The sequence below is a fragment of the Paenibacillus thalictri genome, assembly GCF_004307995.1.
Taxonomy (GTDB): Bacteria; Bacillota; Bacilli; order Paenibacillales; family NBRC-103111; genus Paenibacillus_AF; species Paenibacillus_AF thalictri.
Map to the genome: position 1 here is coordinate 65,724 of NZ_SIRE01000014.1, position 16,774 is coordinate 82,497.

Consider the following 16,774-nt stretch of genomic DNA (forward strand, 5'->3'; position numbering starts at 1 on the left):
AGAACGACATGAGAAAAAAACTGGTCGCCGCGGGGTTGACTTTTTTGTTAATCGTGGTCACTTACTCCGTTATGTTTTATTTTTTTATCGTCGACGAGAGGGATCGACCGATGGCGCAAGCCGGGCGCATGGACCTGTCAAGCTGGAATTTTGCACAGGAAGGTTATGTGCAGCTTGACGGGCAGTGGGAATTTTATCCCGACCGGTTGCTTGAATCTTTGGATGGATTGCCCGCTCCGGCCGCCGCTCCCCCCAAGCTGATCAACGTGCCCGGTTCATGGGGGCACGAGATGAATACGCTCGGGAAAGCGACCTACCGGTTGCTGATCAAAGTGGATGACGTCCCCAAAATCTACGGGCTGAAAACAATGTCGATCCAGATGGCCAACCGCATTGTGATCAACGGCAAAGCAGTCAGCGCTGCGGGAGAAGTGGCGGACACCTCGTACGCTGCGAACAATAAGCCGTATGTCAGCTATTTTACGTTAAAGCCGGGCTGGAACGAAATACTTGTGCAAGTGGCTAATTACGAATACGCGGCCAGCAGCGGCATCATGAACTCCATCGTTTTGGGATATTCCGATCAGATCTCCGCGCTGAGGGATCGAGCGATTTCACACGACTTGATGTCCAACTGCAGCTTTTTGATCATGGGATTGTATTTTACCGGCCTGTATACCCAGCGGAAGAACGATTATTCGCTGATCACGTTTGGGCTTCTGTGTATATTCATTACGTTGTTTTTAGCGACGCATGGCGAAAGATTGCTTGTCATTCTGTTCGACCATATCCCGTTTTGGTTTCTTATTCGAGTGCAGAATATATCGGTATATGCCGTAGGAATTTTCAATTTTTTGTATGTTTATACCGCTTTGCGCCCGTTTTGCTCCAAAAAGCTCATTTATTCCGGGGTTGCTTTTGGCATAGGCATGACGGTGTTTGCTTTATTCGGCTTTGGATACGGCAAGACACTCCTGTCGCTGACGACGATATACGGCACGTTGCCGTTTTTTTATGCCACGTATGTGTATATCCTGGCCGCTTTTCATCGCGTGGAAGGCAGCAAATATTTGGTTTTCGCCGCGATTGCCCTGAATCATCACGTCATGTTTCAAAATCTGAGCATCTATTCAAGCACGCCGATTTACACGGCCGTTCCTGTAGAGGTGATTCTAGTTCTTCTGATGCTGGCGTTGCTGATGTCGCTGCGTTTCTCGAACGCCTTCAAGAAGATCGAGCAGCTTTCCTTGCAACTGCTTAATATGGATAAGCTGAAGGATGATTTTCTTTCGAAAACGTCGCACGAATTTAAGACACCTCTGCAGAGCATCATTACGATCTCCCAATCTATGGCCGACGATCCGCGTCACCCGCTGCCGGCGGAGCAGCAGGAGAAGCTGGATCTGGTGCTCAGCATCAGCAGGAAGCTGTCTCAGCTCGTCTTTGACATTTTGGATTTGTCGAGGCTGAAGCAGGGCGATTTGACCGTGCGGCCCGTTCCGGTCGACGTGCGGTCGACGGTTGATATCGTGCTGAGAATATTTACGTTTCTGACAGCAGGGAAAAATATTAAATTGATAAACAACGTCCCGGACAATTTGCCTCATGCGCTGGCTGACGAAAACCGGTTCCGGCAAATTTTGAACAACCTGATCGATAATGCGGTCAAGCATACGGAAGCGGGAAACATCGAGGTGTCGGCGGAGGTAAGGCATGGCAGCATTGCCATTTCGGTTAAAGATACGGGAGCAGGAATTGACCGTCATGCTATCGACCTCATTTTTGAACCGTTTAAATCTTTCGAATCCCCGGGAAGCCAAAGCTTCGGATTAGGTTTGTCCATCGTCAAGCAGCTTATCGAGCTGCAGAACGGTGAAATCTCGGTTTCTTCGGTAAAAGGCGAGGGTACGGTGTTTACATTCAGTCTCCCTTTGGCTGGAACAACCGCAGCAGCAAGATTGGAAGACGGACATACGGCTGAATCTGCGGGATCGGAAGCGGAATATTCGTTCCCGACTCCTTTTTACTCGAAGGGTGCGGGCAAACATACGGTGCTCATCGTAGACGACCACTTTGCCAACCTGAAAATATTGATCGATGCGTTAAAGCCGATGGATTGCGAAGTGATTGCCGTCAAAAACGGCTTTGAAGCCGTCGAGCAAATTGACAATCCGAACGCGGTTGATCTCGTTATTTTGGATCTGATGATGCCCGGGATGTCGGGGTTTGAAGTATGCCAGACGATCCGCAAAAAATATACGTTGCTGGAGATGCCCGTATTGATGGTGACGACGGCGGCGCAACCTCAAGATAAGCTTGCCGCTTTTGAAGCGGGAGCCAACGACTTCTTGCCGAAGCCGTTTGACACGATGGAGCTGAAAGCGAGAATCAAGGGACTGCTGTTGATGAAGGACTCGCTGGCCAAAGCGATTGATTTGGAAGTGGCGTTTCTCCAGTCGCAGATCAAACCGCATTTTCTGTACAACGTGCTGAATACGATTATCGCTTTAAGTTATAGCGACGAGGAAAAATCGCGTAAGCTGACCACCGATCTGGCCGACTATTTGCGCGGCAGCTTCCGATTCAGCAATGTCCAGAAACGAACGTCTTTCGGACAAGAACTGAATTTGATCCGTTCTTATATAGAAATTGAACGAGCCAGATTCAAGGACCGCCTGCATATCGAATACGACATCGCGGAAGTGATGTACGGCGTCAGCATCCCTCCGCTGCTGATCCAGCCGCTTGTTGAAAATGCGATTCGGCACGGTATCGGAGGTAGAACTGAAGGCGGCACCGTGAAAATTACCGCTTATGAAACGCCTGGCCACTATTGCATCCAGGTCGAGGACAACGGGGTAGGCATGGAGGGTGACCTGATCAATCAGCTGTTTGGACAGGAGACGACGGCTCTTCAAGGAGTCGGGCTTAAAAATATAATGAAGCGTCTCAAGTATGAATACAGTTCTGAATTGCGGATTGACAGCTCTCCGATGAGCGGCACAAAGGTGACGGTGATGATTCCGGTTGAAGTCAGCGTGCCGGCGTGAGCGCAAGGATAATGAAATTAGCGAACTTTTCCAAAGGAATTTTGGAGAAGTTTCGCTATTTTTTTTGATAAATTCCCTTTTTATACGCTTATGTTACAAAACTCACAATTTTATGAGTCTATTGACCTATGGTTTTAAGGTTTTTTTAAGGTTGATTGTCGTATGATGTATCAAGATATGTGAGCTTCCATCTGTCTCCCAAATATAAATTGCGGGGGAGAGGGAGTCTGGGTCCATATACATACGACAAGAGGTTTAAGTGACAAGCAAGAATACATAAGGAGGTCCGTTACATGTTTACGAGCAAGCTGGCAAGAAAATGGAGCGCGGTTGTGCTGATATTATGCATGATCTTTTCACTGGCTCCGCCATGGGAAGTTCCGAAGGCGTATGCGGCGTCGGATTGCGCCGGTATTCATGAGGGGGATGTAGAAACAACCTTCGGGGCTCAGCACGTCAAGTTCGGCAATTGTACTTACGAAGCAGATAACGCGCTGGCCAATTTTTACAATAACATAACCCCCGGATTTAGTTATAACGATTCGGGCAAGACACATAATCTTTTTGACGGCGATGTGTTCGTTAACGCTGGAGATACGGTTACCTTTAATCTTAACGTAGCGGATAATGACGACTTGAAAAATTTGGCGAAGAGCGGGCACGCTACTGTACAAATCGGGTGGAAAAGTCTGAATTGGAATGAAACAAGCGGCGGATGCGGCTTTCTGAGTCTTGAAAACTGTTTCCAAGGCACCAATGCAAAGGTTTGGTTGGATGGCGATTTGCTCCATGAAGCCGAGCATTATGATGGGGGCGACGGCGGTCCGAACGGCGGAGGCGTGTGGAATTCAGAGCTTACACCGCTCAACGCCAACACTACGATTAAAATACAAGTGCACGGAATAAGGGATGATATAGACCCGCCTACAGGCGCCAGAGGATTATACGTGAAGTTTCGGGATGAGGGGCGTCCGGAGGTGAAGGACTACACATTCGACGGGGATGGAGTAAAGAGAACCAACAAGAACAGTAACGAAGAAGTGTATGCCAAAAAGGGTGAATCTTTCAGCCTGGCCTATAACTTCTCCGAACCTGTAAGACCGACATTGGAAAGTTTGTCGGCAGCGGCTATCAGAGATCCTTTTCTCAAGCACCCGTTCTTTATCAACTTGCCGGGCACATTGTTGCCAGGGGCCGGACAGCAGCAATATTTGGAGAACGAGAGTTATAAAAATGCGAACTTCTCCAACTTGATGAATTCGCCGCTGCAGTTGCTCAATAGCATAAAGTTCAAATATACCGCAGTCAAGTACCATCAGAGCGGCTTGATCCCGCTGGCCCCGGCCATTGTCAGGACGGATACGGAGAAGGCGAATACATCATCGACTAAAGATGATTTTACGATCGATTCGTCTTTGGAGCAGAAGCTCCGGGGGGCCCGACTTGCCGATGCGGCGGGCAACGTGGTGCGGGATTACTCCAAATTTACTACAGTAAGTGGCGTAGACAATAAAGACAATAATTATTTAAGAGGGAAGCAAGAGGAGAATCCTTCGATTCAAATGCAAGGCCCGTTTGATTACGATCACGGAGGATTCCGAGGGTTCGTGGACGCGGTGCGGCCCAAATATACCAAGACAGGCAACGGGATTCAACCGGAAATCTTAACCGGCTCTACCTTGAACACCAACGACGGGTTTGATTTTACGGTGCAGTTAACGGAAGAAGCCATCGTGAAAACCGGCTGGGATGTGACCAAAACGTTCCTGCTGCTGAATAACGGGATGAGAGCTTATTATGTTTCCGGCGATCAAACGGATAAATGGACGTTCCATCTGAGCATTCCCGATGTTAAAGGTTTGAACGTGGAAACACCGCTGCTGAAAGCCATCGCCTTGACCAATGACGCCAATGTCAACGATCCGGCCACCGGCAATTCGAAGGATACAAACGTGCTGCAGGATTACGCAGGAAATATGCTCGTGCAGCCGTCCAATTATGAAGGCGAGTTTGTTGTCCCGGAGGATATACCTGAGTATCCGGGCTGCAATCGCAGCGATCCAAATTCTCAATGCCCGGAATCATCCCTGGTGAACTCGAAAATCGACTGGGCCCAGCTTGCGATCGACAACACGAAGCCGATCATCAGCTATCGGTACGAGACGGGTGGAGCAACGGATGCGGTTTACAAGCAGAGCGGGAAAATAACGATCGACGCCAACGACCCGACGATTACTGTGCCGTCGCTTGATCCGCTTGTGCCGGGAGAGGTAAAGCCAAGCAGGGGGATTTACCGGCCGTCAAATATGACAGGTTCTTCCTCGCCGGCGGTTGGGCTCGTTTATTATATGTGGAGCCAGAGCCAGAACGATCCGTTTGCAAGCAACAGTCAGGATCAGTTTGCCGCGGTGAAAAGATATTCGCTGACCGGCAAGCAGCCGCGAGAGGATTTATATCCTACAGGGTTTGAGAAGATTAATCTCAGCGTAGCTAACAACAAAACTAACTTGATTGTGCTGCCGACGGAAGCGCTCGAAGAAGGTAAAAGCGGAGAATGGTATTTGCATACATGGACCTCCGATATGACTTGGGATACGGCGCGCGAGCTGATGCAGTACGCCAAGAAGAAGGCGTATGTAGAAGATAACCAGGCTCAATACGAAGCATGGAAAGCGGAAGCCCCGGGATCCGAAGCCGACAAAATTTTCTACGCCGACAATAAAGCTTTGGCGGAGGTGGGCAAATACGAGCTTTGGCCGCTGGGTGATTTCAAACATGACGATTCCAACTGGGTTCATAGCGTGGGGACGATCAAGGTGGATAACAAGGCGCCGACGGTAACTGCAGCGGAGCCGATTGGCAACAATACTTCCGCGGTGCAACTCCCGGTAACGATCACGGACGAGCATAGCGGCGTGCAAGACAGCCAATATCAATGGGTCAAAGTGGGAACCGAACCGCAGGGCATGTGGCAGCCGGTAACGCTTGTGGGCAACAGCGCCACGTTGACCACGCAAAATGAGGTTGTCGAAGACGGAAATTATGTGCTGATGATCAAAACAACGGACGTCGCGGGCAACGTGCGAAACTTCCAAAGCAATTCGGTCACGGTCAACTCTTCTTCGTTGGTCAACGGAGCTTTCTTGACAGCGACCAGCGTCGACAGCAGCAACAATCCCGTTTATGTAAAAAGCAGCGATGTCGAATTCAAGCTGGTGGGCGTTGACAGCATAACACCTATGGGGCTGATGTCCGTGACGCAATCGACCTATTCGCCGACAGTGACACAGTCGACTTACACGCAGTCGGTCACACAGTCGACTTATGGCGGAATGATGCTGATGAGCTTGACCGATCCCGATTCGGTTTATGTCGGTTATGTGTTGAGCGGCAGCGCGTTGCGTCCGGCGGATGCGGCTTTCCAAAGCTTCACGGATTACACGTTAAAGGACGGAGGGCGGGTATATGTCGTTCCGGCCGACGTGAGCAAAAACGGCACATTATACGTTCATATCGTGGCGAAAGTGACCGAAGGCGGCTTTACGAAGCAATATTTCTTCTCGAAAGCTTATTATTTCGACAACCAGCCGCCGACGGTGACGTTCAGTAAAGACGGCGTCGCTTATCCGCAAGCTTCGCAATCGGTCACCGTCACGGTTGACGAACCTTACAGCCAATTGGGGCTGCAAAAGAAATATCAATGGGTCGTTGACGGGCAGTCCGATCCAAATGAAGCATCCGCAGGCTGGGTCGACTTGCCGGAGGACGGGAAAACGGCCATCAACGGGGAAACGCTGCTACAGCCTGGAGAGCAAAAGAACTTCTGGTTGTACGTGTGGGCCAAGGACGGCGCAGGGAATAACGTCATTGTGAAAACAAAGAGCTTTTTCGCCCTCTCAAGGTCCGAAGATGCCGGCAATCCGCCGGCCGAAGTGACATCCGACCTGATTTATTTGTACGGCGACACGGAGGACGGCTACACGGCCATCGTGCAGTTGGGGCTTGCGCAGGATTCAGTGGATAAGGGCGGCTACGATTTTTCATTGTCTCCCGACAACGGCGTTAACTGGGTGAGATGGCGTCCGTATACGAATTTTGTGGCGCTTAAGGTACCGACCAACAAACCTTCCGAGCTGCAGGTGCAAGTGAAATACAGGACGCTAAGCGGCGTTGTCGGCGCGGCGAAAGGGCTCAGTGCGGCGAATATATCCAAAGACGAGCCGATTTACGCATTGGCTTCCATAAGTAACGAAAGGCCGGTTAATCCAAGCGTGGGAGCAGACATCGACGTTACGGTTCCGTTAGGCATGAAAGTGACGCCTGCTGCCGTGAATCCGTCAACGCCAACCCGTTCGGGCAACCGATTTAATGTGAAGCAAAACGGATTATACGCTTTTGACGTGACGGATACCGCCGACGCCAACAGAAAAGCAACGTTGTATGCCGTGGTCAAAAATGTAGACGACACAAAACCAATCGGATCGATTGAGTATTTGACGACAGGCAAAACCAACGGGAACGTAACTGTCCAATTAAGCGATCTTTCCGAGCCGGTCACGGTGACCAATAATGAAGGACGCACCACCTACAAATTTACGCAGAACGGTTCGTTTACTTTCGAAATAAAAGATGAAGCGGGAAATGCCAATTCGATAACGGCAAACGTCAATAACATCGACAAAGCAGCGCCGCAGGTCAAGATTGTTCGTTCTTACGCTTACGGCGAAAACAACAGCCAAACGTTCGGCACGATCAAGGATGGCAGCGATCATGTGCTGCTCTCCGGCGGCGTCACTCTGATGGTGGAGAAAGCCGATGTGAATGCCAAGGACTTCACCGTAGCGGATGGACAAACAAGCATCCTGCTGCTGGAGAACGGCACAGCCTCCTTTATGGTTTCCGATCTGTTCGGCAATACGGCCGTCGTGAAGGAAACGGTGGACAACATCGTCTCCACGCTGCCGCAAGTGTCATCGATCACCTACAGCTTTGTGGACGATGACGGAAACCCGCTGCCAGACAGCAAGATTGTGACGGTTAATGGTCAGAAATACGCCCAAGGCAAAATGAAAGTGACGCTTAGCGGTCAGATTCAGACGCCCAACATGGTATTTGCGGGAACGACTCCGACCAAGGATAAGGACACCGGCCAGTATACGAACCAAATCAGCGGTTTGGACGGCTCGTTCACCTATTCGCGGATGTATTCAGCTGATGGTTCTACGCTCATCGCTTTGACCGACTTGCTCGGAAATACGAACAAAGTGGCTGTGGCTATCAAAGGGCTGGACAATACGCCACCAGACATCAAGTTGAACCTGTCTTCGGTCGGTATCTCCCAAAACAAAGCGGACTTTAACTTCCGCACGGATCTGGGAGGATATTCCGTAAGCGACAACGTGTCTAACACCGACCAGATCGCCGTGGCAATCAGCGGACTGGATCTGAGCAAGCTCGGCCGGCAGCGGGTCACTTATACGGCAACGGACCAGGTTGGCAATACGGCAGTAGCTTATCAGGACGTGACGGTAGTCGCCAGCGACGGCATGCTTATTTTTGCCGACAATGTGCTTATCTCCGGTTCCAGCAACGAATCCGCTTTGTTCAACAGCAACACGCTGACCTTTAGCATCACGAAATACAATGTCATGGAGGTTGGCGGGCAAAATCGAATCAACGAATGGGGCACTTACGATCTGCTGTATCAGCCGGGGTTGTACCGCGAAGGGCAGATGAAATATATCGCCACGAAACTTTCTTACAGCGACCTGGTGAACGGCAAGTTCAAGATCACCTTCCCGGACACGGGCTGGTATACGATTATTGTCAGAAATCAGGAGCGGGAGCGCGAGTATTCGACGTTCTTTATCGGTAAAAAGGATTAGATTGACCGGGCACGGGATCAAAGGCTCCTGTACATCGATGGATATACGGGAGCTCCCTTTCGGGGGATGTTGCATGTGCGGGGATTACGGTTTTGGGGACAGGAGGCAGTTCATTTGAAGCTGGTCAGGAAAACACTTGTGCTTTTGCTGGCACTTATCGTGATAACAAGCGCGAATATCCAGGTGGCGTCCGTGTTTGCGGAGACGCTTACCGCGCCTAAAGTAACGGTGCTGCAAAACGATTTTATTAAAATTACCGTCGATAACGCTACCGGACGCTACGGCATAAGAACGGTGGAAGGGCAACCGGTCCGCAAAAAGGACCAGAATGTCGACATGTTGTTTCGCGGCGACGATCCCGAAACATCGTTTACAACGTTTCGGATTGACGGAACCGACTATATTTTCGGTAATCCTTACAAGTTTACCGCCAATTTTTTCTCGGAGATCACCCCGCCCCGGATTGTCGCAAATGCGAACGGGACCAGACAGATCGAAACGGTATGGACGATCAAAGGCGTTGAAATCAAGCAAATTTTGATGTTGTATGCCGATGCGTCCAATAAGCAAAATGCGGGCAACGTCAACATCCGTTACGAGGTGGTCAACCGCAGCGGTGCGCAGGTGCAGATGGGCTCCCGTATCTTGCTGGACACGATGGTTGGAAGCAATGACGGGCCGGAGTTCCAGATCGGGACCGGCTATAAGGTTCCGTTGTCGGTTGAGAGAAAATTTGTCCACGAGCCGGATTCCAGCATCCCTGAAGAGGATCGGGCTTATTACAAGCTGCCGCCTTATTGGGTAATGAGAGATAAGCTCGACTTGTCGAATCCGCAGGCAACCAACGTGATTGCTTACGGTTTTAACAACTTTGCTGAGCAAAATATCAATATTCTTGATGAAATGATCGTAGGTCATTGGAACGCTCTGGCGAACACAAAGTGGGATTATACGCCAAATCCGAATCTCGATTTTACGAGAGATACCAATGATTACGGTACGGCGGATTCGGCGGTGGCGTTGTATTGGCAGCCGAAGCCGCTGGCCAACCAGACGATGCAGTCGTTTGAAACGGTGTACGGCCTCGGCGAAATCATCGCCCCGGATAAAGTGTTTTCCATCCGGTTTATGGATACGCCGCAGCAGCTTGCCACGTTAAGCGACAACAGCGATTATGCCGATGAAGGCATATTTGATATGAACGCCGAGGTGGAAAATCTCGCTTCGTTTAATATGGAGCAGTCTTACATCGATACCGAGCTGACGCTGGATAGCGGTCTTAATTTCGTCAAGCTCGACGATCAGGGGAAAATAGTACGCGATGCGAAGGGCAAGGCGCTTACGGAATCGTACCGCAGCAAAGTGCTGAGGTTTCAGAAGCCGGCGACGCCGGCCGAAGCGGAACAAGGCATCGTTCCGAAGTTCAAGCCGGGAGATACGATTACCACGTCGTTTAAGGTGCAAGCGAAGGGCAAACCTTGGCCAACCACCAAGCAATATATGATGACGGTGCGAAGTCCTGAAACGGAGGCCAGCCTCCAAGGAGAAACGGACGAAGGGATCAAAGCCCAATACGAGTCCAACAAATCCAACTTCATTCTGTTGCCGGCGATCGGCAATGCGGTGCCGACATACGTATTCGGAATGTCGCCGAAAGAAGTGTACAATGCCGACGTCAAATATTTGACGGTCAACATTTCGAATATCGAAGCTTACAATCCGGGCAACGAGACAACCGAACCGAATTTTGACCTGTTCCTTAAGGAGAAAGTAACAGGCAAACGCTACAAAGTGCCGATCAAAAGTTCGGTTATTATGCAGCCTACCGATGACGGGTTCTCGGGAGATATGCGGATTACATACCGGGGCGGCTATCTGGTCGACAGCAAAGGTACGGTCATTCAGGCCGGACTCGGGCCGGAGCTGCCGCTTGGCCAATACCAGGTTGAAATCAATTATAAAGGCGATACCGGCGGCGACGCGGAAATTGCCTCAATGTACAGCATCACGACAAGCCAAACCTTCACCGTGAGCGATGACGACAAAAATCGGATTCGCGAAGCAAAAGTGATGGCTGTCTACAAGCAAACCTTCGACCTGATGAACGCTCCCAACTCGCTGGGAGGAGAACTGCTGAAGGAACTGAACAGCGCTTTTCCTAACGCTCCGTTTCAAGCGGGAATGAATTTGGCTGACGCCGTCGGAGTTTTTAAGAAAGCCAAGTTGTTTGTAAGTATGGCCAGCAAAGCGCTGGACCCGAAATTCGATAGCGACGCCTATAACGATATATTGACGTTGAAGAAAGTACCTGCATACAATTACCTTCTGTTTGATTCCGAGCAGGCCATGGATGAGTTTTTTGAAGACAAAAGCCGGGAGAAACTTGTCGAAATCCGCGGCATGATCAAACAGGCGGGCAGTGGAAACGATCAGACGGTGGTCGTAGATACAAAAACCGAACCGGCGATCATTAACGACGCCGTCGCCTACAAGGGCAAAGATATGGTATTTACCCGCGGCAAGCTGGACGTTTTTGGCGTCAAGCAAAATGTGACCGGCTATGACACAATGCCTTTCTTCGACACGTTGTTTGTGAAGGGGGACGGTACTTTAAGCGTAGCCAGCAGCGGTTTTGTGTTCCACAAGGGAGAATGGACGCTTGATTTCTTCAACGGGTTTAATAAAACGCTGGGCAACGGCTACACCGTTTTGCAGACGGAATATCCGGAGCCGAAGGACAACAGCGAAGACAACAGCTTAAACGGCAGTCTGAAATGGGCTACCGGCGCGCTTGGCGACAGGTTGAATCCGTTCAAGCAGTTGATGGTTGAGTTTGTCTATTTCAACAAGCACACCTTGTTTTCCGCGCCGAGCTTTATGTTCTCCGGCTTCGGCATTTCCTTTAACGATTTTATATTAAGACAAGGCGGAGTCTCCTTCGGCGGCACCATTTCGCTGAAAATATTAGAGGCCGAAGTGAAAAACGTTGTCTTTAACGAGAAAGGTTTTGTCGGCATCGATGCGGCGCTCAAGTTCGACTTAAATCAAGAATTAGGTTTGATCGGGCCGAGCAAGAAGGTAGGGGACGCCAAAAAAGACGACCCCAAAGCGCCAAGCGGCGAAATCAATATCACTCATTACGTGCAGCCGGTAACAGGCGTGTCCAACAGGTACGGCTTGAAATTCGCCGCCGAATTGAAAAGCATGGCGGGGATCGGCGCGGAAATTTCGTTCAAAAAGGTGGCGGACGGCAGAATTTTGCCGGATGTGCTGGCCTTTAAAGCATCGCTGCCCAGTCCCGGCATTCCCATTACCGGCGCCACTTATTTAACGGGCGTACGCGGCGCGCTGCGCGAACTGGCCGACACAATCGCCGGGGGTACCAAGGATGATCCGTTCCCGCTGGTAATTCAAGCCGGGATCAGCACGAGATTTGGCGTTGCGCCTGCCTATCATTTTGGCGATATCGATCTGACGTTGAAGCGGACGGGCATCAAGCTGGAAGGCAAGCTCAGCTTTTCGACCAAAGCGGATGCAACTAAGGACGATTTAATCCCGATGCTGACCTTGGCGCTCATCGAAGCGCAATGGGTAACTCCGTGGTTTGTGCGCCTGCAGGCGGAGGTCGATATCGGCGGCTGGAACGTCATTGTCGGCCGTGTGGGGATTTTTGTTGGGGAGAACCTGGAGAAACACCGTACCGATTTTGAAGGTTATATCGGCGCCAAGGTGCAGATCCCGGACGCCGTTCCGGTTGTCGGCGGCATACCGCTGGCCAGCGTATTTTTCGGATTAAACAACGATAAAATTTGGGGAAGCGTCGGCATCCTGTTTATATCTGTCGGCATCACTTATTATTGGGGCGGCGGGGTCGAATTTGGCACCTCCGGCGAAGAGCTTCCCGAAGGGTTTACCCATCTGCTCGTCAACGACCCGGAACGCGGTCAGCGTTTGCTTGTCATCGGGCAAGGGATGAAGACGGTAGCTACGTCATGGGTGGAAGCGGAGAAGCAGACACATGAGATCATATATCGCGATATTGCGCCCGGCATGCAAATTTTGGACAACGGCGCAATGAACATCGGGGTTGGCGGCATCGTCGTGAAAAACAGCGGACGCCAGCATGAAATTCCGACAAGCGGCATATCCGGCAATGCGATCATTGAAGTGGAGTACACCGATCAGGACGTGCCGAATCTGGCGCTGAAAAATGCGAGCGGCAAACAATATCCGATCATATTCGACAGCAGCAACACGAACCCGGCCGCGACGGCATTTACGCAATATATTCCTGCTAAGCAATCGAGCGATCAGGTGGATCACCGCAAAGCGTTTATCGTTGTTCCGCAAGAGCAAATCAAAGACAGCGGCGTGTGGACGCTTACGTCATCATCAGCCGTGCAAACCAGACTGCTTAACGTGCCGACGCTGCCGCAACTGACTAGCGTCAGCTTGACGAAAGACAGCGGAGATGCGAATAAATTTACGGCAAGCTGGAATGTACACAACGCCAAAGCGGGAGATACGATCAATCTGTACTTGACCAAAGATGCCGTATCGGGAAATATGACAAAGCTGGAAAACGGCAAAGAAGTGCTGGATCCGGGAGATCCGGGTATGCTGATTGCCAAAGACATTCCGGTTGCCGAAGGCAGCAAGGCGATCGACGTCACGAAGATCAATACGATGGGCCAAGACGAGGATATTCGCGGATTGCTGCAGCAAGGCAGCTATTATTTACGAGCCGAGCTGAAGTCCGATGCCGCGTTTGGCACCAAAACATCGGCGGAGAAATTTGACATTGTCGACCCTCTGGCTCCACAGGAAGTCAGCGACGTTGTCATCGAACCTGCGGGCAACGGGTACTTCGAGTTGAGCTTCCGACCGGCGGCGAAAAAGCCGGCATTGGCCAACTTCGAGCATAGCTACATGATTAACGCCATGCAGGAGCAAAACGGCAAGCTGGTTTCTTATCCGAACTTCGGCGAGCTGATGTTTACCGAAGCGGAGCTGGAAGGCCATTGGAACGCGGCCACCGGCAAATATGAAGGCATCCATCTCGGCGGCTGGACGGCGACGACGACTTCCGACGACGTTGATCCGAATAGTCTGAACGGCGAGGTTCTGGACCCGAGCAAGGTGAAATATACCGGTTTGCAGGTCGGACAGGAGTACGTCGTAGGTGTTTCATCGGTCGTCAAACCTGCCAAGGAAGCCGACAAAAATGAAAATTATCATTATGCGGCAAGAACGGACAGCGTGAAGAAGCTGCTGCCTGTGCCGGCGAAACCGGTGCTGGAGACTTCCAAAGAGCAACTTGGCGCACCGCAGCCGAAAATCGACAAGTTGACGGGCAATATCGTTCAGCAAAACATCGAGTTGTTCTCCGATCAGCAGGATGTTATGGTGGAAGCTTTCTATGACGGCCAGCCGATCGGCAAGACGACATTGCAGAACGAAGCAGCCGGCAGCCACGGCACGCTGCAACTGACTTCGTTTACGACGGACGGTACGTACGCGATTGAGCTGCTTGCCACCAATACCAAAACGCAGGACTACAAGGTGAAAATGCTGTACCTGACCGTAGATACGATCGCCCCTGTGCTGTATTTGAACGAACCGTTAACGGGAGCGAGAACAAGCGGCGGGAACATCCGTTTTGCTGGAAAAACTTCCAACGACGCCGTGCTCAAGGTGATCGAGAACAAAAAAGAGACGACGTTAAACGTAGCAGATGACGGAACGTTCTCCGGGGAAGTCGCTGTGGAATCAGCCGACCCGACCGTGCAGTTGACCGTGCAGGTGCGCGACGGCGCAGGCAATGAAAATACGGCCATTGTGTCGGTGACAAACGACAAGTTTAATGTTCCGGCAGGACTTGTCATCAAGCAGATGCCAACGATGAAGCCGGGAGACAATGTGAAGCTGGAAGCCAGCTTGCGGATCTCCGACGGTAAAGATGTGCAGGGCAAACCGAAATTCAAGGAAATTCCGGTTTCTGCGGACAAGGTCAGCTATTCGTTATTGTCCGGGGACGCGGCGCGTTTAAGCGACGACGGTAAAACGCTCACCGCGCTTTCCAGGGGCGCGAGCCTCGTTCAAGGGGAATATCAGGTTTCCGAAGGCGTCACGCTGCAAGCTTTTGCCGCGGCTAACGTAGATATTCCTGCGCCAACGCAGCTTGAATCCATTCAGGCGAATACTTCGGCAATCGCGAACGATAACTCTCATACAAAGGTGAATGTAACCAATGCAGGGGAAACGCTTGGATTCCAGCTTGTGTATAAAGTGTTCTCCAAAGGCGCGGGCGCAGCGCCGCCTGCCTTAAATCAAGATATTAGCTCGTGGAGCTTCTTGCCTGCGAATGGAGTCGTATACGCAGGTGCGAGCGACAGCGTTGTGGTGGCGAAGCGGATTTCTTCAAGCAAGCTGGCCGTAGCTTCGACGGACAAGCTGTCCGCCAGCATATGGCAAGCGCCTAGCGGACCTAGCACCGGCGGTTTCCTGAACGATTCTTCCGGAGGCGGCTCTGGAGGCGGCGGCGGTGGTGGAGGCGGCCCTGTTGGAAACGGATCGGCTGTACCGTCTGAAATCATGATCAATCAGCAGCGTGTGAACGTGGAGAAAAAAGACGATGTGGTCGCAGCCGACATTACAGTCAAACATGTAGACGCCGCGGGAGCCGGGGACATCGTGATTGCTTCCCGCGACAATACGGCCAAAGGCTACAAGTTCCGTCTGGATAAAGAAATCGCTCAGCAAGCGATCGCCAAGCGGAAAAATATCGTGATCGAGGTGCCATTAGCCAAACTAACTTTGACGCCTAATATGTTGGCCGGAATGAAAGAAAATCTGGATATTCAAATTTTCAGAAACTTGAGTTATGAACTGGACGAGCTTGGAAGTCTGGCGGCAAGCTTAGATTCGACCTTGCTTGCCGGGGGACAAGGCGTGTCGGTCAAAACGAATATTCCCGCAGCAAGCTGGGGCAATTACGCGATCGCCCGCATTCCGCTGCCGGATTCGCTGCAGCCGGGCGATATTACCGCGGTTGTGTTGAAAGGATCGGACGGTTCATGGACGCCGGTACCGTGGAAGCTGGATGCGACAAGCGAAGTTGCGGCCGTCAATGTGCAATTGAGCGGTGAAGGCAATCTCGTCTTTATTCGAAACGCTAAAACGTTCGGCGACGTGCAGGACAGCTTCTGGGGGAAAGACAGCATCGCTCAGGCGGCAGCCAAGCTGTTCGTGCTCGGCAAGGCGGACGATAGCTTTGAGCCGGAAAGCCGGATTACGCGAGCAGAATATCCGACGATGCTGCTGCGGGTCGCAGGGATGATGAACAAGCGGGCCGATGCCGAATTTACGGATATCGCCGCCGACGATTGGTTTAACCGCAGTGTGGGAGTCGCCGCTCAAATGGGTGTGATCGAAGGCCTTGCGGACGGAAGTTTTGCTCCTCAAGCGACCGTATCAAGAATGGAAGCGATGACGATGGCGGGCAGGTTGCTTAAAGCCTTGGGCCGTTCTGATGAGATGTCCGCGGCGGAGGCGGAGCAAGTGCTTGACTCTTTTGCGGACGGCGCATCCGTTCCCGAGTGGGCCAAAATTCCGGTAGCAATCTGCATCAAAAACGGAATTATCGAAGGGGACGACAACCACGTGAATCCGTCGAGCGAACTGACAAGGGCGCAGGCGGCAGCGATCGCCATCAGGCTTGATGCATGGCTTGCCAGTCATTGATTTCCTGAATATACCAATTCCTAAAGCTGCTTATTTCCAGAGGGTACCGACATAAGTCTTTACGGCTTGTGCCGGTATCCCTTCTGTCTTCTGCAA

General features: G+C 51.4%; 3 protein-coding genes. All 3 read left to right on the top strand.

All coding sequences use genetic code 11. The features are described from left to right. The first annotated feature begins 8 nt into the window (after window positions 1–8). The 3 genes from EYB31_RS19960 (at window position 9) to EYB31_RS19970 (ending at window position 16,678) form a co-directional block, all read left to right on the top strand. The gene (locus tag EYB31_RS19960; RefSeq protein WP_131015177.1) at window positions 9–3,050 is read left to right on the top strand and encodes a hybrid sensor histidine kinase/response regulator; all 3,042 of its coding nucleotides are present in this window, start codon (window positions 9–11) and stop codon (window positions 3,048–3,050) included. A gap of 293 nt (window positions 3,051–3,343) precedes the next feature. Then, window positions 3,344–8,935, top strand: a complete 5,592-nt coding sequence (locus EYB31_RS19965; RefSeq protein WP_131015178.1) for a hypothetical protein — start codon at window positions 3,344–3,346, stop codon at window positions 8,933–8,935. A gap of 114 nt (window positions 8,936–9,049) precedes the next feature. After that, the gene (locus EYB31_RS19970) at window positions 9,050–16,678 is read left to right on the top strand and encodes an S-layer homology domain-containing protein (protein WP_165452502.1); all 7,629 of its coding nucleotides are present in this window, start codon (window positions 9,050–9,052) and stop codon (window positions 16,676–16,678) included. Window positions 16,679–16,774: the final 96 nt, after the last annotated feature.

What these genes read in the sequence shown, in the direction of transcription:
- EYB31_RS19960 (WP_131015177.1), top strand. Translation starts at nt 9, where the DNA reads ATGAGAAAAAAACTGGTCGCCGCGGGGTTGACTTTTTTGTTAATCGTG.
- EYB31_RS19965 (WP_131015178.1), top strand. Translation starts at nt 3,344, where the DNA reads ATGTTTACGAGCAAGCTGGCAAGAAAATGGAGCGCGGTTGTGCTGATA.